The organism is Psychrobacter sp. VH5, from assembly GCF_050572635.1.
Lineage (GTDB): Bacteria > Pseudomonadota > Gammaproteobacteria > Pseudomonadales > Moraxellaceae > Psychrobacter > Psychrobacter celer.
In genome coordinates, this window is sequence record NZ_CP192145.1 from 2,790,066 (window position 1) to 2,811,705 (window position 21,640).

A 21,640-nucleotide genomic window follows, 5' to 3' on the forward strand; every position below is an offset into this window, starting at 1 on the left:
ACAAAGTCTCAAAGCACTGGCAAACCATGATGATGGCTGTCAGGCATCGACCTTGTTGTGCATCGACCTTGTTGTATGGTGACAAGCAAACCCTATAGCGGTAAATAGCCCTTTGTTCATTAACATACACACTTTATAAAGACTACTCAATACAAAAGATTGCTACTTGCGTTCGCAAAGCTACTTGACGCTCATTAATACTATTATTATCAAACAGTTAAGTGATAAATGACTCGCCATTTCATAGATTTTCATTTTCCTATTTATTACTGGACAATTTTCTGATTTTATACCAAACAATCCTCACTGCTACGGTTTTGCTAAAGCGTGGCGAAAACGCTGGCTTTTATGGCAGGTGAAGCGAGTTGTATTATTTTACCTTGCTTGCCTGCTTGACTGCTTGCCTGAATAGGCACGTCACACCTTGTCGTCTATTCTGAGTTATCTCTTTTTAATTTTGCTGATATCCTTTACGATAGCACTATCTTATTTTGGCGCTGATGCGCATTATTCATACCTATTACCGATACCTATTAAAACTGATAAGTGAACCTTACTTTATGTCCGATGTTATTGATCATACCGCCCCTGCCGCCCCTTCTCATGAGCCGATGGACACCCGCTCGGTAGCGGAGTTCACCGAGCAGGCTTATCTCAACTACGCCATGTACGTCATCATGGATCGGGCGCTACCAAATATCGCCGATGGCCTAAAGCCCGTCCAGCGCCGTATCGTCTATGCCATGAGTGAGCTTGGCCTAAAATCCTCTGCTAAAGCCAAAAAGTCTGCCCGTACCGTCGGTGATGTACTCGGTAAGTACCACCCGCATGGCGACAGTGCTTGTTATGAGGCCATGGTACTGATGGCGCAGCCGTTTAGCTATCGCTATCCGCTGATCACCGGTCAAGGCAACTGGGGCAGCCCTGATGACCCTAAATCCTTTGCCGCCATGCGCTATACTGAGGCCAAAATGTCTGCCTATGCCAACACCTTGCTGGCCGAGCTCGGCCAAGGCACGGTCGATTGGCAAGATAACTTTGATGGTACCTTACAAGAGCCTGTCACCCTGCCTGCGCGCTTGCCCAATATCTTGTTAAACGGCACGACAGGGATCGCCGTCGGTATGGCCACCGACATCCCGCCGCACAACCTAAATGAAGTGGTACGCGCCGCCATTCGCTTACTAAAAAATCCTGAGCTATCGGTAAAGCAGCTTACCCAATCGATACCTGCGCCTGACTTGCCCACGCCAGCTGAGATCATCACCAGCAAAAAAGACTTGCAGGCGATGTACGAAAGCGGCCGCGGCAGCTACAAAATGCGCGCGACCTACCATATCGACCCCAAAGAAAAAAACCTCGTCATCATCGATGCGCTGCCCTATCAAATCTCAGGCAACAAAGTGCAAGAACAAATCGCCAAACTCATGCTGGACAAAAAACTGCCATGGGTGACCGACATCCATGACGAGTCTGACCACGAAAACGCCTGCCGTATCGTGCTTGAGCTACGCTCTACCCGCGTCGATGTCGAGCGCGTGATGAGTCACCTGTTTGCCAGTACTGACCTTGAGAGTAATTATCGCGTCAATATGAATATGATTGGCCTAAACGGTAAACCGCAGGTCAAAAACCTCAAAGAAATCCTTGAAGAGTGGCTGATCTGTCGTCGCTCTGTGGTCACGCGGCGCTTACAGTATCGCCTCGATAAAATCGATAAACGCTTACATATCTTGGCAGGGTTGCTGATCGCTTATCTACATATCGATGAGGTCATTCGTATCATCCGCGAGGAAGACGATCCAAAGTCAGCATTGATGGAGGGTTATGATCTGACCGATATCCAAGCCAATGCCATCTTGGACATACGCTTGCGTCAACTGGCAAGGCTCGAAGAGATTGAGCTGCGCCGTGAGCAAGATGCACTAGACGCTGAGCGCGCCACCATTCAAGAGTACTTGGACAATCCAGACAGCCTGACCACTCTGATGATTGAAGAGCTGAACGCCGATATGAAAGAGCACGGCAACGAGCGCATGTCACCACTAGCAGAGCGCGAAGAAGCACAGGCGCTAAAAGAGTCGGATCTGGTACCAAGCGAGCCTATCACCGCGATACTCTCAAAAGCAGGCTGGATTCGCGCTGCGAAAGGTCATGACGTCGATGCCGCTGGCATGAGCTATCGCTCAGGAGACAGCTATCAAGCGCACGCACGCGGTAAGTCCAACGAGAGAATCTACGTACTCGATAGCACAGGGCGTAGCTATAGTGTCGACGCGCATAGCCTAGCCTCAGCGCGTGGTCAAGGCGATCCGCTGACCAGCGTACTCAAGCCGCCAGCAGGTGCCAGCTTTGAGCAGCTAATAACTGGTCGCGACGATCAGCGTATCATCCTCGCCAGCTCTAACGGCTATGGCTTTATCAACACGCTTGGTAACCTCGATAGCAATCAAAAAGCCGGTAAAAAAATCATCAATCTAGCGGCCGATAGTCGTCTGCTTCCTGTCGCTCGTATCGACGCGCCAGCAGAAGTGGCGACCCATGCTGATGGTGAAAACAGCAACGAAAACGTGGCACCTGACCATGTCGCGGTGGTGACCAATGCCGGATATCTACTGATATTTGCCCTCGATGATTTGCCCGAACAGGCTCGCGGTAAAGGTAATAAGCTGATTAAACTAAAAGACGGTGAAGAAATGCTTGCTATCACGCCGCTAAGCTTGCAAGACAGCCTAGTCATCACCGCAGGCAAACGTCATGTGACGCTAAAGCCCAATGATTTGGCGAATTATACAGGCACTCGTGGTAATCGCGGCGGTCAGTTACCAAGGGGCTTTCAGAATGTGAGTTCGGTTGAGGTTGGTTGATTGGATTTTTGAAAATCATAACGCTAATCTAGAGCCTTAGTTTAAAGTTACTATTATGGGTATTTATAAAAAAGGTATCTTAGGATGCCTTATAAGTGCTGGCCCCACTCTGACCCATTAACTCAAAAGACTTACACGGTTGTTTTTTAAACGTAAAGGATGCTCATGTTTATAGTAGATAAGGCTGCGACAGCCAGTATGCCTCACAAGCTGCTCATACCAAAAGTGATATTTTTTGATATCGACGATACGCTAAGCCGCAACGGTATTATTGCAGCGCACAACAAGGCTACCCTTGAGGCGCTTGCCCAAACCGACATTAAACTGGTGATTTCTACAGGGCGCTCTAAAGCGATATTGCCGGCTGATATTTTGGCCTTGCTCGAGGCAGAGGTTTTAGACGCCATTATCTGTATGAACGGACAGTACAGCTTTGATAATCAAGGCTTAATCAGTCACTATCCGCTGTCTGCTGAGCAGGCGGACAAAATCGTGCAGTTATGCAAAACAAGCGAGCTCATTCATAAGTTTGACTCAGCGACTCATATCGCTTGGTCGGGGGAAAATGAGCGTCTGCGCGAATTCAATGCCAAAACCCCCAACTCCATCGTCGATCCCCTCTACTATCTATCAAACCCTGTTTATCAGTGCTCGGTGTTTTTTAATAATCAATTCGATAAAATGCAGGATATCGACTTTGCGCAGGACGATTTAAAGCTGGTGCATTGGCATCAAATTGGTGCGGATATTTTACCAGCCAACGCCTCAAAAGCCCGTGGCATCCTAGACGTTTGTGACTATTACGGCGTAAATGCCAGTGAATGTATGGCGTTCGGCGATGGTATGAATGATTTGGAGATGTTTGATTTGGTCGGCTATGCGGTCGCGATGGGCGATGCCCAGCCTGCGCTGATCGAGCGCGCAGATTTTGTCACAGGTACCATTGAAGAATATGGTATTCAAAAGGTGCTTGAGCAATTTAAGGTGGCGTCATAAATAGAATAGTCTTAAGCAAAACCCTTCAAAACTCTTTTCTTTATCGCCCAAAAAAACCCTTGCCAATCGCTGACAAGGGTTTTTATTTTGCGAATAACAACTACTGAGCAGGATAATAGGTCTCTGCGCCAGGGCCGACTGGCAGACCCAGCACAAACACCCAGACAGAAAACAATATCGTCCAACCAATCAAAAAAGCCATGGAGTACGGCAGCATCATCGCCATCAAGGTTCCCACCCCAGTGTCTTTTTTGTAGCGCATTGCTACTGCCAAGATAAGACCAAAATAGCTCATCATCGGCGTGATGATATTGGTGGTCGAGTCGCCAATACGGTAAGCCGCCTGAATCATCTCTGGCGCATAACCTGTGAGCATGAGCATCGGCACAAAGATCGGCGCAGTCACTGCCCACTGTGCTGACGCTGAGCCGAGCATAAGGTTGACCAGACCACAGATCAGGATAAAACCAACCAATAGCAGCGGTCCAGTTAGGCCAACATCACTTAAGAAGGTCGCGCCAGATACCGCCATCACCGAACCAAGATTTGACCACTTAAAAAACGCGGTAAACTGCGCGGCAAAAAACACCAGTACAATATAAATACTCAAGGAGCTCATGGCGTTGCTCATGGCGTCGACGACGTCTTGGTTGCTCTTGATGCTGCCCGTGATCTTACCGTAGATATAGCCTGGTAGGGCAAAGAACACAAAGATAAAGACCACGATGCCTTTTAAAAATGGTGAGCCTGATACTAGACCTGTCTCTGGGTTACGTAAGATACCGTCTGCAGGGATGATGGTCCATGCCAGCAATAAGCAGAACACCAACATGCTGATACCGGCCCATAGTAGACCCTTTTTCTCAACTGACGATACTTTTTCGATTTGCGTCTCTAGTACAGAGGCATCATCAGCGTCGTTAGGATTGTATTTACCTAGGCTTGGCTCAACGATTTTTTCGGTGACAAAATAACCCAGGCCACTGATCAAAAAGGTACTGGCGATCATAAAGTACCAGTTGGCCTCTGCACCGACGGTGTAGGTAGGATCGATGATACGCGCCGCTTCTTGGGTAATCCCTGATAATAAAGGATCTACCGTACCAAGCAATAAGTTAGCACTATAGCCGCCTGACACCCCAGCAAACGCCGCAGCCAGACCGGCTAGCGGATGCCTACCAAGTGAGTGAAAGATAACTGCCGCCAGTGGTATCAATACCACATAACCAAGCTCGGCGGCGGTGTTTGACATGATGCCAGCGAACACAATGGTAAAGGTCACCATTTTTTTGGGCGCATTCATGACCAGACCGCGCAGGGCAGCTGATATCATACCAGAGTGCTCAGCAATACCGACACCGAGCAAGGCCACCAGCACCGTACCAAGCGGCACAAAGCCGGTAAAGTTGGTGACTAAATTTTCAACAATGCGTGCTAAACCCTCGCCGTTCAATAGATTAACGACCTCGATCATGCCATCGGCACTACGTCCGCTGGTGCCCTCAGGGCGCGGATCTATCACCGACACCCCAAAATAAGACATCACAGCTGAGAGTAGCAACAGCAGCACAGACATCCAAACAAACAAAATAACCGGATGCGGCAGTAGATTACCGAGCCACTCAACCCCTTGCAAAAATCGCTGCATACGAGAACTTTTCGCTGCGGTATCAAAGTTATTGTTTGGTGGACTGCCATTTGGCGAATTACTTCCTTGCATAACCACTGCTCCATTTAGGGCTTAAATAAATTGATAGGTTTCAAACATATGAAAAAATTGATAAAAGATAGCGATTGAAACATAGTTGGGAAACAGAAACAAATACTTTTTGCTCATAAAACCAAATGTTTGCAATTTTGGACAATCTATAAATGACAAGGAGCCTATATACAGTGCGTTCAATATAAAAACGCTACAGTGGGGCTGGGATAAATTTTACGCAGTCTTTGTCGGCGCAGGCACAGCACGCAAGGATAATTTATACCAGTAGCGCTATAACATTTTTAAATTGAATCTACTATATTCACCAGTACAATCATCAATACAAGTAAACCAAAAACAAAAAAGCGAGAGATTAGAATATCTCTAATCTCTCGCTTTTGCAGCGGTGCAGCAGTACTGTTATTAACGCGTGCGCGCTAGCAGACCATAAATCCAGCCGCCTATTTTATAAAGCCCAATCACCAGTAAAATCAGCACCAGCGCCGCCAGCACATAAGCCAACCAATTCGGCACGCTGCTCAGCCAACCAATGGTAAAGGCCATCCCCATGTAGGTTTCTACCGGCCAATTGACGATAGGCGTCGGTGAGCCTGAGTTAAACATCGCCATAAAAACGATGATACCAATGATGGCAGCAATTACGCCGGCACGGTTACGGTTATTCATGCTTTCTCCTAGTATTACACATATATTTGGTTTTTTAATGACTTGCTCAGTAACATACCCTGAAACGACAGCATCACCTTAGTTGTTTTGTTGTACTTTTTATGGTGACGGTAGGCGCGGTCAAAATCTCTTTGCGCCGACCCTTTAAATCAGTAACACTAATGGTCATAATAGTATCAATCACCGTATGCAGCGTTTAGTGCTTTGTATACGCCCGTTTTTATGCCGTTTTATTGATTTGACTTTATTATTTAGGAGAGATATTTTGACACACGTATCATCATCCCAAGCGCCTGCCTGCTCTGTGGCCGGCATCGGTCGCCTATTGCCTACGGCCGTGACAAAGACTGCGCCAAAAGCCTTGCTTGCTATGGCAGTCGGCTTGGTACTTGCCAGCTGTAGTAGCTCTGACAATGCAGCAGCGGATGGCAGTGCTGACGCAAGCAATGAGACGCTTAATCTGTATAACTGGTCAGAGTATATGCCTCAAGAGATTCTCGATGGTTTTGAAGAAGAGACCGGTATCGCCGTCAATTACACCACTTTTGACTCCAACGAAGCGATGTACGCCAAGCTCAAGCTACTCGATGACTCTAGCCAATACGACTTGGCGATTCCATCGACGTACTATGTCGAAAAAATGGCCAAAGAAGGATTGTTGCAAGAGCTCGATAAATCAAAATTAAGCAACTTTAACAACCTTGATACATCATTTACCAATACCAAGGTCGATCCAGACAATAAGTACTCGATTCCTTATATGTGGGGCAGTACAGGTCTTGCCATCAATGGTGATAGCGTCGACCCTGCGACCGTCAATAGTTGGAATGATCTGTGGGACCCGAAATACAAAGGTCAAGTGATGCTCACCAATGACGTGCGCGAAGTCTTTGGTATGGCACTACTAACCCTCGGCTACTCAGGCAACAGCAGCAATCCTGAGGAAATAAAAGCCGCTTATGACAAGCTCACCACGTTGATGCCAAATGTCAAAACCTTTAACTCAGATGCCACGCGTATGCCCTATATCGAAGGGGAGACGACGCTTGGTATGACGTGGAATGGCGAAGCGGTCATGGCCAATGATGAAGGCTTGACCAGCTTGGTTTATAAATATCCATCTGAGGGTGCGATACTGTGGATGGATAACTTTGTCATTCCCAAAAATGCCAAGCAAGTGGATGCCGCGCATAAGTTTATCGACTACCTGCTTCGCCCCGAAAACGCCAAAATCGTCAGTGAAGAGATTGGCTATGCGTCGCCAAACTTAGCCGCACGCGAGATGATGGACGAATCAGTGCGCAACAATCCGGCGATTTACCCTTCTAAAGAAGTACTGGCAAAAGCAGAGTTCCAAGAAGATGTGGGTGATGAAGCCTTGCAAATGTATCAGCAGTATTGGGATAAGCTAAAAACAGGCCGTTAATAGCCATGACGTAATCGCTTAATCCTAGTAGTCCAAAAGTAAAAACGCTGATCTAAGATCAGCGTTTTTTATATTATAAATGCAAATCCGTCTCGCCGCCTTTGTCCTCGATGCGTCGTTGCTCGCGGCGCTGATAGCGTAAACCTGAGGCTGCAAACCACTGCGGTTTAGTCGTTTGTAACAAGTCGCTCAACTGTTGCAACTGGGTTTGCAAGGTTTGGGTCAACCAAAAGTATCCCTGCCACTCAAACGCTAAACGCTGTACGCTTGGATACTCTGAGACGGCAATACGCGTAATGGGACGAAACACTTCATCACTGGGACTACGTAGCACCGCAGCCATATGCTGCATCGCTTGCGTCAACTCATGCTGATAATGAACCAACAAAACATGGTTCTCCTCATCGATTTCAATATTTGCCAAGCGCGGTGCAGCACTTAATAACAAATCAATTGTGCCAATGATATTGCGATGGGTACGTTGAATGGTCTCCAGCGTCTCTTTTTCGATCCCTGACTCACTTGCGGTCGCAGCGATATGTGGACGCACGGCCAGTAGGCGCTTATTGATCTGTTGTAATGTGGTGACCAACGCTCTATCAACAGGTATTTCTTCAACTGAAAAAGCCACTGGATTTGATTTATGGGTCGTGTTGCCCGCCGCTCCGTCCGCTGCATCAATATGATGGCCAACGCTTGCATATAAGCTGCTACAAGCATCAAGATTGCTACTCAATAGAAATCGCCACATCAGCGTTGATTTTAGCGGCAAAATGAGTGTGACTGCGACCGCCACGCCTGTCCCTAGCAAGATATTGAGCGCACGGTAAATGCCGTCTTGACCAATACTACTATTGCCTAGATCGGAGACAATCATTAACATCGTAATACCCGTCAGCAGCCCTGTGTAGCCAAGCTTACGAACGGCCAGATAGCCAATAATGCCGCTTAATATACCGATAAGTGCATAATCGATCCATAGCCATGCCCCTACATTTTGATTGAACCACAACACCCCTAATGCTGTGCCAATACCTAGTAGCGTGCCCAGCACACGCTCTTTGGCTTTGGTATAGATAGCGCCTTGATACTGTAACAACCCTAAAATAATAAAAACCGTAATGGTGGTCCACTCACCATGCGGCAGGTTTGTGACTTTATTGACTAATAGTGCCAGTATGACAGCCACTCCCAGACGACAAGCATGTAACACATCTGCACGTTGATAACGAATGTAAGGCTCGATGAATGGAGCAGTAACACGCTGGTAAAAGGTTGATTTCACGCCAGGCTACTCTTTTTAGTGAATAAACGAGTTTTAGTGGATAAATGAGGTAAACGATAAAGAATATAGGGTACGCACAAACATGCTAGCAGTCGAGCTTTTATTTACCAAGCATCACTCAAAAAAAACGCCTTTTGTCTGATAAAAGACAAAAGACGTTTACATCACAAACCATTAATAAATCGTGGAAGCTAAATCGAGGTAATTATACTTCTAAAAAGTCTAAGATACCTTCCGCCGCTTCACGGCCTTCCCAGATGGCGGTCACGACCAAATCAGAGCCGCGCACCATATCGCCACCTGCAAAGATTTTGGGATTGCTGGTTTGAAATTTAAATGTCTGCTGCTCGAGCGCTAGCACGCGGCCCGAGCTATCCATACTCACTTGCTGACTCTCAAACCAGTCGGCAGGGCTAGGACGAAAACCAAAGGCCATAATCACCGCATCACACTCAATGATCTCTTCTGAATTTGGAATCGGCTCAGGACGACGGCGGCCACGATTGTCTGGCGCGCCCAGTTGTGTGGTGACGACCTTGACGCCATTGACCTTACCATTTAGGCCGATGATTTCGGTCGGCTGACGGTTGAACAAAAACTGCACTCCTTCCTCGCGCGCATTAACCACCTCGCGGCGTGAGCCTGGCATGTTTTCTTCATCACGGCGATAGGCACAGACGACTTGCTCAGCGCCTTGGCGAATGCTGGTACGGTTGCAGTCCATCGCTGTATCGCCACCGCCCAGTACCACGACTCTTTTGCCTTTAAAGTCGATGTACTCTTCAGCATCTTTTTCCCAATCATTACAGCGATTGACGTTGGCAATCAGATAATCTAGAGCGTCATAAACGCCGTCGAGCTCTTCGCCTACAAAGCCGCCGCGCATATAGGTATAAGTGCCCATTCCCATAAACACCGCGTCGTACTCGCTCAACAGCTCATCGATAGTGACGTCTGTACCGATTTCGGTCTCAAGGCGAAACTCAATACCCATGCCTTCAAAAATCACGCGGCGATTGCGCATGACGTCTTTTTCCATCTTAAACTCTGGGATACCAAAGGTCAGTAGGCCGCCAATCTCAGGACGCTTGTCAAAAACCACAGGCTTGACGCCATTTCTTACCAAGATATCAGCGCAGCCAAGACCTGCCGGCCCAGCCCCAATGATGGCAACTTTTTTGTCTGTCCAAACCACATCCGACATATCAGGTCGCCAGCCTAAGGCAAAAGCAGTATCGTTGATATATTTTTCGACATTACCGATGGTCACCGCGCCAAAACCATCGTTTAGCGTACAAGCGCCTTCGCACAAGCGGTCTTGAGGGCAAACGCGGCCGCATACTTCAGGCAAAGTATTGGTACGATGACACAGCTCTGCTGCCTGAAAGATTTGGCCTTCGGTAGCCAGCTTTAGCCAATTAGGGATGTAATTGTGAACTGGGCATTTCCACTCACAATAAGGGTTGCCGCACTCAAGACAACGATGGGCTTGCTGCGCCACCGCCTCGCTCTCAAACGGCTTATAAATCTCAACAAACTCTGTCGAGCGGGTGGCAATGTCTTTTTTGGCAGGATCAAACCGTGGTACATCTAAAAACTGAAAACTATTTTCTAAGCGTTTTGCCATGATAACTGTCTCTTCTCTAGGTGGCTTTTATCGTGGGTGGGGAGCCGCTGCGACACACTGTCAGTCCATCTGATATATGTCACTGCGGGCACCGACCTGCGAAAAAACCAATGTATTAAAACGTCTCTTATACCCTATACCCGACTACTGTGGATCAGCCATGGTGGTTTTTAGGAGACTGGCAATATTCGCCGCTTTGGGCTTGACCAAGTAAAATTTGCGCACATAGTGCTCAAAGTCAGCCAATATCGTCTGGCCCCAAGCGCTGCCTGTTTTATCTACGTGGTTTTCTAACACTTGCTGCAAATAAATGCGGTGCTCTTCGGTTTGCTCGCTGGAGATACGGTTTAAATCAATCAGCTCGTGATTGCAGCGATCAAAAAAGTCGCCATCCATGTCGAGCACGTAAGCAAAGCCACCGGTCATCCCTGCGCCAAAATTCAGCCCTGTCCGTCCAAGGATGGTCACCACGCCGCCAGTCATATATTCACAGCAGTGATCGCCTGTGCCCTCTATCACCGCGTGCGCCCCTGAGTTACGTACGCCAAAGCGCTCGCCTGCGGTGCCTGCCGCATATAACTTACCGCCTGTCGCACCATAAAGGCAAGTATTACCGATAATGGCGGTCTCTTGGGTACTAAAACTAGCACCCTTTGGCGGATAGATAACGATCTCGCCACCAGCCATACCTTTACCGACATAGTCATTGGCATCGCCTTCTAGCTCGATATTTAGGCCGCCTGCATTCCACACACCCAAGCTCTGCCCTGCTGTGCCCGTTAGATGCAGCTTGATTGGCATATCACTCATACCAAGATTGCCCCAGACTTGAGCGATCTCACCGGAGATACGCGCGCCGATTGAGCGATCGCAGTTGCCGATTGCATAGCTATAATCGCCGCCTGTACCTTGACGAATATTAAGGAGCATATCACTGACCATCTGCTCAGCGAGCAAGCCCTTATCAAATGGCTCATTACGCTCTACCTGACACGTTTGCGCGTTGCCAACGCTGGCTGGATGACTAAACAAGAGTGGCGTTAAGTCGAGGTGACGCTGCTTTGCAGTATTGCCTTCTAACACCTCGAGCAAGTCAGTACGTCCGACCAGCTCTTCCATACTACGTACGCCAAGGGCGGCAAGCCATTCACGTGTTTCCGTCGCCACAAACTTAAAGAAGTTAATGAGCATCTCCGCTTCACCGATGAAGTGCTCGTCACGCAACTTGGCTTTTTGGGTAGCAACACCTGTCGGGCAGTTGTTTAGATGGCAGATACGCAAGTATTTACAGCCCACCGCAATCATCGGCGTGGTACCAAAACCAAAGCTTTCTGCACCAAGGATAGCGGCTTTTACCACATCAAGGCCTGTCTTGAGTCCGCCGTCCGTTTGTACCCGCACTTTATCGCGCAGGCCATTGACGCGTAGCGACTGATGCGTCTCTGCCAAGCCCAGCTCCCACGGCGAGCCTGCATGATGGATAGAAGACAGTGGTGACGCTGCCGTACCGCCATCATAGCCTGAGATGGTGATTAAGTCGGCATAGGCCTTGGCCACGCCTGTCGCGATGGTGCCAACGCCTGGACGTGAGACCAGCTTCACCGAGACCAAGGCATCGGGATTGACTTGTTTTAAGTCAAAAATCAGCTGCGCCAAGTCTTCGATAGAATAAATATCATGATGCGGCGGCGGTGAGATGAGTGTCACCCCTGGTACAGAGTAACGCAGGCGCGCGATCAGCGAATTGACCTTACCACCTGGCAGCTGTCCACCCTCCCCTGGTTTTGCACCCTGAGCGACCTTGATCTGCATGACTTCTGCTGAGCGCAAGTACGCAGGCGTGACACCAAAACGACCAGAAGCCACTTGTTTGATTTTTGAATTGCGCAGCGTGCCATAGCGTACCGGATCTTCGCCGCCCTCTCCTGAGTTTGAGCGGCCACCGATGGTATTCATCGCCATGGCGATCGCTTCATGTGCTTCTGGTGATAGAGCGCCAAGCGACATGCCCGCCGAATCAAAGCGTGTCAAGATAGCCGAGATGTCTTCGACCTCATTCACGTCAATTGAGTTATCTGTCTTTAGTTGCAACAAATCCCGCAAGGTTGCTACAGGGCGACTATTAACCAGGTCGGCATAATGACGATAATTGTCATAATCGCCTGTCCGTACAGCGGTATGCAGGCTGTTAATCACATCAGGATTAAAGGCGTGATACTCTTTGTTAAAGACAAACTTGAGCAAACCACCTTGATCAAGGGGCGCACGGCGCTTAAAGGCGTTGGCCGCGAGTATGGCCTGATCTGCTGCCAGATCGGCAAAGGTGGCGCCTTTGATACGGCTTTGCACACCTTTAAAGCATAGGTTTACCACTTCTTCTGAGAGACCAACCGCTTCAAATAATTGTGCACCGCGATAAGAGACGATGGTTGAGATACCCATTTTTGATAAGATTTTTAGCAAACCTTTATCCAAGCCTTTACGGAAATTGACCCGCGCCTGAATCGGATCGCCAAGCAGCTCACCACTTGCCACCAAATCATCGATGACATCATAAGCCAAATATGGATAGACGCAGGTGGCGCCAAAGCCAATTAATACCGCCACCTGATGCGAGTCACGCGCCAGCCCCGTCTCGATGATGAGATTGGCATCGGTGCGGATACCTTGGGCGATCAGATAATGATGCACTGCCCCTGTCACCATGATGGCATTGGCAGGGACTTTGTCGGCGACGATGTTTTTGTCAGACAATACAATCAGCGTATGGCCGGCGCGAATACTGCTTGCCACTTGCTCACAGATAGCAATGATGGCTTCTGACAGCTCAAGGGTGCGATCATAATTTAAATCAATACGCGCCATCTGAAACGCTGGGTCGTCTAAGCGCTCAAGCTGCTTCATTTTGCTGGCTGACAATACTGGTGAGGATAAAATAATACGGTGTGCATCGCGCGCAGATGGTGCAAACACATTGGTTTCAGCGCCGAGACACGTCTGTAGTGACATCACGATTGACTCACGTAATGGATCAATCGGTGGGTTGGTCACCTGCGCGAACTGCTGACGAAAAAAATCGCCGACATGACGAATTTGCTGCGACAGCACTGCCATTGGTGTGTCATCGCCCATCGAGCCCACTGGCTCTTGACCATTTTCGGCATTAGGACGGATGATTTCGGTGCGCTCTTCATTGGTGATGTGATACATCTTTTGTAGGGCCTTGAGTGGCTCGCCGCGGCAGGCCTGCGCCGCCAGCTGCTCTTCTAGGCGCTCATCATCACGGATACGGGTCGCTTCTTCGCGCAGCCATTTGCGATACGGGTGCGCTTTTTTTAGTAGGGTCGCTATGGCTTTGGTATCTAAAATCTGACCAGTCATGGTATCGATGACCAGCATTTGACCGGGACCGACGCGGCCTTTTGCCAGTACATCTTTTGGTGCATAATCCCAAACACCCACCTCAGAGGCGACCGTAATGTAGCCATTCTTCGTCGTCACCCAGCGCGATGGACGCAGACCGTTTCTATCGAGCATACAGACGGCATAACGGCCATCTTGAATCACCAGACCCGCTGGCCCATCCCATGCTTCCATATGCTGCGAATAAAACTCATAAAACGCGCGCAAATCCATGTCCATGCTATCGACATTTTGCCAAGCAGGTGGCACAAGTATCGACATGGCATGAAACAGACTCATGCCGCCAGACATCAGCACCTCAAGCATATTATCCAAACTCGAAGAATCCGAGCCTGTACGATTGACCAGTGGCGTCAGCTCATTTAGGTTGGGCAGTTTGTCCGATTTGAGTTTTGGGGTGCGTGCCTCCGACCAGTTACGGTTGCCCGTGATGGTATTTAGCTCACCATTGTGCGCCAGATAGCGAAACGGCTGCGCAAGCGGCCAGCGCGGTAAGGTATTGGTAGAAAAACGCTGGTGGAATACCACAATATGTGAGGCCAGGCGCTCATCTTGCAAATCCAAAAAGAACGCTGGCAAGTCAGACGGCATCACCAACCCTTTATAGATAATCGTCTGAGCGCTCAACGAGCACACATAAAACAACTCATCGTCTGCCAAACGTTGCTCGGCTTTCTTGCGCGCGACAAACAGCTTACGATTAAAATCATCTGCTGATAAATCATCAGGCGCATTGACAAACACTTGCTTAAAATCAGGCAATGTCTCACGGCCTATGTCACCGACAATCGTCAAATCAAGTGGCACATTACGCCAGCCCGCCACATCCAAACCTTGTGCAGTAATCTCTTCAGAGAGTATTTGCTGGCTGTGTTTTGCTTTAGCAGCGTCGAGATTGACAAAGACCATGCCCACCGCAAAGTTATCAGTAATATCAAACTGCAGCTCGGCGGCAATTTTTTGAAAAAACTTGGTCGGCGTTGCCAACAATAGACCACAGCCGTCGCCCGTCTTACCATCAGCAGCAACACCGCCACGGTGCGTCATACAGCTTAAGCTATGAATGGCTGTTTTTACCAAATCATGGCTGGCCTCACCCTCAATGTGAGCGATCAAACCAAAACCACAGTTATCAGAGAAATCATCTGGCGTGGCCAAATGCGTATGGGAGGAAATCATTGACATGGCTAGTCCTTTTAAGTGAACGGGTCGCTTATCATCCAATGCGGAGCATAAACGGCTATCCGTAGGCAGAACGGGCTAATAATTAATATTCGTATATCCGAATTAATAATTGATGTGACGTTCTTATTCATCATACTCTGAGAATCAGGTTAGCACCTTGACCCTCCTAGTCATTAATGATGTCTGAACAGATAATTAATGTATGAATAGACAGTAAGTAATAGATCTTGGCAATCAGATAAAAATCGTTTTATCTGCCAGTTACTCAGTTCTCAATCACATGCTATTGTTAACTGGAGTATCGCTTGTCACCGTGTATTACCGAACGCTATGATTATATTGGCTAGGTAGTGTAACGGTGCGATGATTTATATTGAATATTTGACGCTCTGTATTTAAGCGCTTTATTCACTCTAACAAGAGCGACCGTAAGGGAGGCTGCGCCATTTATTAGCGTATAAATGCAAATAAAAATGGCGGCGCTTGGGACAACAAACAGTAGCAAAGCGTCTTGTAAATTTGATGCAAGCACTCACCGAATGCTCAATAAATAGTTATTTACGATAACTATACAGAACGTCGCCCACCGTTATATTAGTTAATGATTGGCAAAAAATCTAGTCTTTTCTATCGATTCATCACCCATATTTTGTAAGAGAACGTATTACTAATGGTTATACAACGACGAAAAACAGCAGATAAAAACGCATATAAAGGCAGGTTTCAGCCATCATTTAATCCATGGTTCATGCAACTAAGATAGTAGAACATCAAAGCAAAAGCGGTAACTGGAGAAAATAACAACGGTCACTTGATACACAAAACACCTGCCAAAAAAAACCCACCAGCATCTTTGCTAATGGGCTCTATTACTATCGCTACGGCTATGACTCTGATCAAATCATCAGACGCAACTTAATTGCTTTTTTCTTCAATCAGCTCTTTAATACTGTCGCCGTTATTTTTGGTCGCATTGTCAGTTTTTGTAGCATTGTCATTTTTGGCAGCGTTATTGTTTTTAGCTACACCTTGGTTGGTGCTTTTATTGCTGGCGTTATTGACACCGCTATTTGCCGCATTGTTTGCGCCCGCATTTGCCCCACTGCTACTACTTGGCGGCTTCGGCGTTGGCACGACTGGTGGCTTCTTATTGCTACTATCACCGCCTGCCGCTACCGGTTTTTGATTGTCCGCAGGTTTGTTGCTCGACTCTTCGTTGCCTGCGGTCACAGACGACTGCTCTTCACCGCCTATTATACGCTCCTCAGTGACAGATAAGGTCTCAGAGGTATCGATAGACTGGCGAATACTGGTCTCACTGCTACTCGGTGCGCGCCGTGTTTCATCGACGTCGTTGCTGTCATCGGCAGGTTGACGCACTGGTACTTCGCGCTTGGTCGGGCGCAAATCAACCGCGCGCGTTCGCCTATTGCTCAAATCTTTTATGGGACCGGGGCGCTCATAATTATCGATGATACCGATATAGCGATTGATTTCTTCTGGCAACACGCGGACATCAGCCGGTAATTTAAAGTCCACCAGTTTTGAGGCGCCAACCGCTTCTTGCGGACTGCTCATCAGTCCATAAGTTAGCATATAACGCGCTTGGTTTTCGTCATCTAAATAGCGAAAATACGCAAACTTTTTGCGATCATCACGGCTTTCTAGATAGCTGACGATGACGTCGTTTTCGGCGACATTCATCACCTGCACTGTCCATTTGCCCTTGTTTGCTAGCAAATAGCGCTTGTCTTTGAACTCATCAGGATAGCTGCGCAAATCGCGAATGGTCGCATCAAAGCTGAGCGGCTGCACATCCGTATCCAGCTCATGCAAGGATTCTATGGTGAGCGGCTGCTCAAGCTCAGCACTAAGCGGCTGCGGCGTGGTTATCGGTGCGTTTTCGATTTTGGCACCCATCGCTGGGGTCTGACTAAACATCCAAACCAAAGCGGTAACCACGCCAAGTAGCAACGTCGCTACCAGCCAAATCAATGCTTGGCGGCGATATGCTTGGCTTGCGCTACGCGTCGTCGATCTTGGTGCTGCCATGAGAGTATCCTTGGTGAAAATAGGGTTAAGAATGCAACATAAAGACTCGTTGAAATAAATGCCAGCGGTCGCGTTAGGCGCTAAACGCACATTGTCTTCACCAAACGCTTATGATTGTAAAATCAGTATCTTACGTACTGTGTGCGGCCAGCACGTCGGTTAATAGCGTGGCATCAAAGTCATTGGTCAATACCGCCTCACCCAGTGATTTTAACAAAATCAGGCGGATTTGTCCGTGTTTCACTTTTTTATCATGGCCCATCAGATCAAGCGCAGTGTCCACCGCGATCGCAGGCGGATAGATGGGCAGGTTTGCCAAGGTCAACACATGCTTAACACGCGCCACCTCCTCATTACTTAGCCAGCCCATTTTTTGTGAAAGCTCGGCGGCCTGTACCATACCTGCCGCCACAGCCTCGCCGTGTAGCCAATTGCCGTAGCCTTGATGCGTCTCGATCACATGACCAAAAGTATGGCCAAAATTAAGCAAGGCACGCACACCTGACTCGCGCTCGTCTTGGGCCACGATATCGGCTTTATATTGACAGCAGCGTTTTACCGCTTCACCAAGCACGGCCAAATCCAGCGCCATCATGGCAGGCAGATTGCTCTCCAGCCACTGCAAAAAACCGACATCCATGATAAGAGCATACTTGATGATCTCTGCCAGCCCTGCTGAGAGCTCACGAGCGGGCAAGGTTTTGAGTGTACTCATATCAGCCAATACCATTTGCGGTTGCCAAAAAGCACCAATCATGTTTTTGCCTTGTGCATGATTGATGCCTGTTTTGCCGCCGACACTAGAGTCTACTTGTGACAGCAATGTCGTTGGTATCTGGATAAAGTTCACGCCGCGCATAAAACTTGCCGCCGCAAAGCCTGTCATATCGCCAATGACGCCGCCACCTAGGGCGATGAGCGTCACGTCACGGTTGAAATGGGCATCCATCAGTGCATTATAAATCTGATTGATGCTGTCTTGATTTTTATACTGCTCACCATCTGGCAGCACGCAGACTCTCACAGCAAAGTGCGCGGCCAGCGCTTGTTCAAATGCAGATAGGTATAAAGGCGCAACCGTCTCATTGGTGACGATTAAAACCTGACGGCCCGTGATATAAGGCGCCACTTGCTGCGCCATACTGCCATTTTTGGCCGCATCTTCAGTGATAATAATGGGATAATCATGGCTTTGTGTCTGAACGGTTAAACCCTCAAAAAACTGTGGCATGGCCATGAAGTACTCCTTAAATAGTGGTCATAAGCGATGAGCAGTCGACTGTCCGTCATCCATACAGTTAGCTTCGGTTATTGGGGGCGGTAATGGTAGACATATCAAACGATGCCAGCTGCTGCAAGAGTTGATTGACCATATAACGCGGATAAGTATGGCCAGTTGGCATGATGATATGCGCCACTTGACGATATAGCGGATCACGGATGCTGTAGAGATCCTGCAATATCTGCTTGGGGTTGGGCTGCTGTAGCAATGGTCGCGACTTGTCTTTTGCCGTACGCGCCATTTGCACATCAACGGGGGCATTGAGATACACGACGATGCCACGCTGGTGCAAAAATGCGCGATTTTCGGCAGACATGACCGCACCGCCACCAGTTGCCAATACAATTTGCGGTTTTTGGGTCAACTCATCGATGGCGCGTGTCTCACGCTCGCGAAAGCCTGCTTCACCTTCTTTGGCAAAGATCCACGCAATATCGGCACCTGTTTGCGACTCGATATACCAGTCACTATCCAAAAACTCACGTCCTAGCTGCTTAGCCAGCAGTTTACCGATTGTCGTTTTCCCTGCTCCCATCGGCCCCACTAAAAACACCGACGGCAATTCCTCCACCATAGTACTTACTCAGCTAAATTAGCTATGATACAACGTCATTGATATTCTGGCTAGTAACGAGCCGCGATAATTGTCCGCAAAACCTCATCCATCTTTCGGCTGACTCATAAAAAAAGCAAGCACTCAGGCTCGCTTTTTTAAAGTAGGTCAACCTGTGATTAATTCAAGCGGCTGGTACCATCATTGATGAGTTTTGGTGTGACAAAGATTAATAGCTCTTCTTTGGCATTACTACGCACATCTTTGCGGAAGGCGCGGCCAATATACGGCAAATCTCCTAAGAAAGGCACTTTATCCACGCCGTTACTGGTACGGTTTTTGAACACGCCACCTAAGACCACGGTTTGGCCATCTTCGATGATAACGTTGGTTGAGATTGAGTCTTCAGCGATGGCGACCTGATTGTTGATGATGGTCGGTGTGCCATTGGTGATGAGGAGTTGTAGGCCAATTTTACCATCAGGGGTGATGTTTGGCGTGGCCTCCAAGCTCAGCGCCGCTTCTTTAAAGCTGGTGGTGGTCGCGCCACTGGCTGAGGCCTCTTGATACGGAATCTGAGTCCCAGATGACACCTTTGCGGTTTGTTTATCCGCGGTCAAAATCTTCGGCGTCGAGATGACTTCACCGCGATTGTCCGCTTGCAGCGCTGATAGCTCAAGGTCGAGCATCACATCTGACATACTGAGCAAACCAAAGGCAATACTACCCGCTGGGTTGGCCACACCCAAATCGACGTTTAGGTTATCAGGGCGCGTGATGTCATAAGAGGGATACGAGACCGTCTGGCCGTTGACGGTGGTGGTTTCTACATCAAAGTCTTTTAAATCCCACAATGTCTGGTTACTGCCACCCACCAATAAGTTACGGTTATTGGCCGCACCATTTGACAAGATACCCCAACGAACACCGATCTCTTTACTAAAGCTGTCGGTCGCACTGACAATACGCGCCTCGATCATCACCTGACGCACCGGAATATCGATTTTGCTGATCAGTTTATGAATGTTTTCAATGCTGTCTGCCACATCTTTGACAATCAAGGTATTGGTACGCTCATCCACTGTGACGGTGCCGCGATTTGACAACAAAGAGTTATTGTCGTCGGCACGGTTTGAGCTACCACCAGAAGAGCCGCTGCCTTGAGAAATCAATGTCAGAACATCTTGCGCTTTAGCATAGCTTAAGCGGATGTACTCTGTACGTAACGGTGCAAAAGATTCAACCGCTTGCTGCGCTTCAAGCTCACGTGCTTCTTGCTCTGCAAGCTCTGTCGCTGGCGCGACCAAAATCACATTGCCGTTTTCACGTTTGCCCAGATTTTTACTCTTTAAAATAATATCAAGCGCTTGATCCCAAGGCACGTTGATCAGGCGCAACGTGATGTTACCTGCAACCGAATCACTTGCCACGATATTCATCTCGGTAAACTGCGCCAAAATATCTAAAACGCTGCGGATCTCGACATCTTGGAATTCCATAGACAGTGGCTCACCGCTATAGACCCTTTCTTCGAGCGTCGGCTCACGCAGTAGCTCAGGCTTACTGATGCTGATATTTAGCTGATTGCCTGACTGGTACGCTTGATACTCATAGTCGTCGTTCATATTGATGGTGACGACACCATTTTGACCTTGATTTTTGGTATCAATACTACTGACCAGACCGCTATTGATATTTAGACGGCGCAGCAAGTTTCTAGGCACCGTACTGCCTGTCAAACGGACGACCAGCTTATTGCCTTGACGTTGTACATCTACTGGAATGGCTTCATTGGCCAAAGCGATACTGATATTACCACCACCATCGCTACCTGCAGCAAAATTGACGGCGGTTAGGCCTTCATAGCTATATTGCTTACTCACTTGTGAGGCGGCAAGCTGTGGATCCAATAGCGGATTGACCCGAACCACCATCGTATCTGCGGGCACTTGGTTTTTGACCACCGTAGTATTGGTGCTATTGACGGCCGCAACAGGAACGCTACTGGTTTCTACAATGGGGGTGACAACTGCTGTGGTTGTCATGCCACTACTGTTATTCAGCACATCTTGCACAGGATCATTGGTGATTACTTGATTAACGACGGGGCGGCTAGGGTCAGTGATGGTCAGCAGCAAATCATTACCATCGACCGCTGTGGTATAATTGCCTGCTTGCTTGAGACCCACAATGAGACGCGTGGTGCTGTCGCTGCTTAGTGTCGTGACATCATTGACCATACCGATGTTGTATTCGTTAAATCGGCTAGCCAGCCCATTTTGCACTTGTTCAAAATCTAGTACCAAACGGCTTGGATCATCTAGCTGATAGGCTGCAGGCAATGCTGGCGCACCAGCAAAGCTCAAGCGCATTTGCGTCACAGCTGGCGCAGTTTGTACCACAGAGACGTTATTGATACGCTGGGCAGCTTGGGCATGGTTACTCACTGCTACCATACTGACTGCCAATGCTGAAACGGCAAAAGCAGAAGATACGCGGTTACTCATCGTCATTACCTTGTTGTTGCGTACTGTCATTATTTATTCCTCAAAAAA

Annotated in this window: 12 protein-coding genes; 3 read left to right on the forward strand and 9 right to left on the reverse strand. The window is 48.4% G+C overall.

The window, feature by feature from the left end; all coding sequences use genetic code 11:
* The first annotated feature begins 560 nt into the window (after positions 1 to 560).
* Positions 561 to 2,867, forward strand: coding sequence for a DNA topoisomerase IV subunit A (gene parC / locus ACNFVB_RS11685; RefSeq protein ID WP_430737610.1), 2,307 nt, complete (start codon positions 561 to 563; stop codon positions 2,865 to 2,867).
* Positions 2,868 to 3,032: 165 nt separating this feature from the next.
* Entirely contained in the window at positions 3,033 to 3,863 is an 831-nt protein-coding gene (locus ACNFVB_RS11690; protein WP_430737611.1) for a Cof-type HAD-IIB family hydrolase, read from the forward strand.
* A 100-nt stretch (positions 3,864 to 3,963) separates the two neighbouring features.
* Here ACNFVB_RS11690 and ACNFVB_RS11695 read toward each other — a convergent pair whose 3' ends face one another.
* Together ACNFVB_RS11695 and ACNFVB_RS11700 are read right to left on the reverse strand one after the other, a co-directional pair.
* Positions 3,964 to 5,583, reverse strand: coding sequence for an AbgT family transporter (locus ACNFVB_RS11695; RefSeq protein WP_430737612.1), 1,620 nt, complete (start codon positions 5,581 to 5,583; stop codon positions 3,964 to 3,966).
* Between the two features lie 405 nt (positions 5,584 to 5,988).
* A complete protein-coding gene (locus ACNFVB_RS11700) occupies positions 5,989 to 6,252 on the reverse strand; it encodes a hypothetical protein (protein WP_075100341.1) in 264 nt (87 codons plus the stop codon).
* 265 nt (positions 6,253 to 6,517) lie between these two features.
* On the opposite strand from ACNFVB_RS11700, the gene ACNFVB_RS11705 reads away from it, so the two are divergent.
* The gene (locus ACNFVB_RS11705) at positions 6,518 to 7,678 is read left to right on the forward strand and encodes an ABC transporter substrate-binding protein (RefSeq protein WP_430737613.1); all 1,161 of its coding nucleotides are present in this window, start codon (positions 6,518 to 6,520) and stop codon (positions 7,676 to 7,678) included.
* A 73-nt stretch (positions 7,679 to 7,751) separates the two neighbouring features.
* Here the strand turns inward: ACNFVB_RS11705 and ACNFVB_RS11710 are convergent, their stop codons facing one another.
* From ACNFVB_RS11710 to pilQ, 7 genes are all read right to left on the reverse strand, one after another.
* Entirely contained in the window at positions 7,752 to 8,963 is a 1,212-nt protein-coding gene (locus ACNFVB_RS11710) for an FUSC family protein (protein WP_274632106.1), read from the reverse strand.
* A 205-nt stretch (positions 8,964 to 9,168) separates the two neighbouring features.
* Complete coding sequence (locus ACNFVB_RS11715) at positions 9,169 to 10,590, reverse strand: FAD-dependent oxidoreductase (RefSeq protein ID WP_201584034.1); 1,422 nt, start codon at positions 10,588 to 10,590, stop codon at positions 9,169 to 9,171.
* 144 nt (positions 10,591 to 10,734) lie between these two features.
* Positions 10,735 to 15,198 carry a glutamate synthase large subunit gene (gene gltB / locus ACNFVB_RS11720; RefSeq protein WP_430737614.1) on the reverse strand — a complete coding sequence of 1,488 codons (4,464 nt, stop codon included), beginning with the start codon at positions 15,196 to 15,198 and terminating at the stop codon, positions 10,735 to 10,737.
* A 915-nt stretch (positions 15,199 to 16,113) separates the two neighbouring features.
* Positions 16,114 to 17,250 carry a hypothetical protein gene (locus ACNFVB_RS11725; protein ID WP_430737615.1) on the reverse strand — a complete coding sequence of 379 codons (1,137 nt, stop codon included), beginning with the start codon at positions 17,248 to 17,250 and terminating at the stop codon, positions 16,114 to 16,116.
* Between the two features lie 130 nt (positions 17,251 to 17,380).
* The gene (gene aroB, locus ACNFVB_RS11730) at positions 17,381 to 18,487 is read right to left on the reverse strand and encodes a 3-dehydroquinate synthase (protein WP_430737616.1); all 1,107 of its coding nucleotides are present in this window, start codon (positions 18,485 to 18,487) and stop codon (positions 17,381 to 17,383) included.
* Between the two features lie 61 nt (positions 18,488 to 18,548).
* The gene (aroK, locus tag ACNFVB_RS11735) at positions 18,549 to 19,106 is read right to left on the reverse strand and encodes a shikimate kinase AroK (RefSeq protein ID WP_430737617.1); all 558 of its coding nucleotides are present in this window, start codon (positions 19,104 to 19,106) and stop codon (positions 18,549 to 18,551) included.
* A 158-nt stretch (positions 19,107 to 19,264) separates the two neighbouring features.
* Positions 19,265 to 21,622, reverse strand: coding sequence for a type IV pilus secretin PilQ (gene pilQ / locus ACNFVB_RS11740; RefSeq protein ID WP_430737618.1), 2,358 nt, complete (start codon positions 21,620 to 21,622; stop codon positions 19,265 to 19,267).
* Between the last annotated feature and the right edge of the window lie 18 nt (positions 21,623 to 21,640).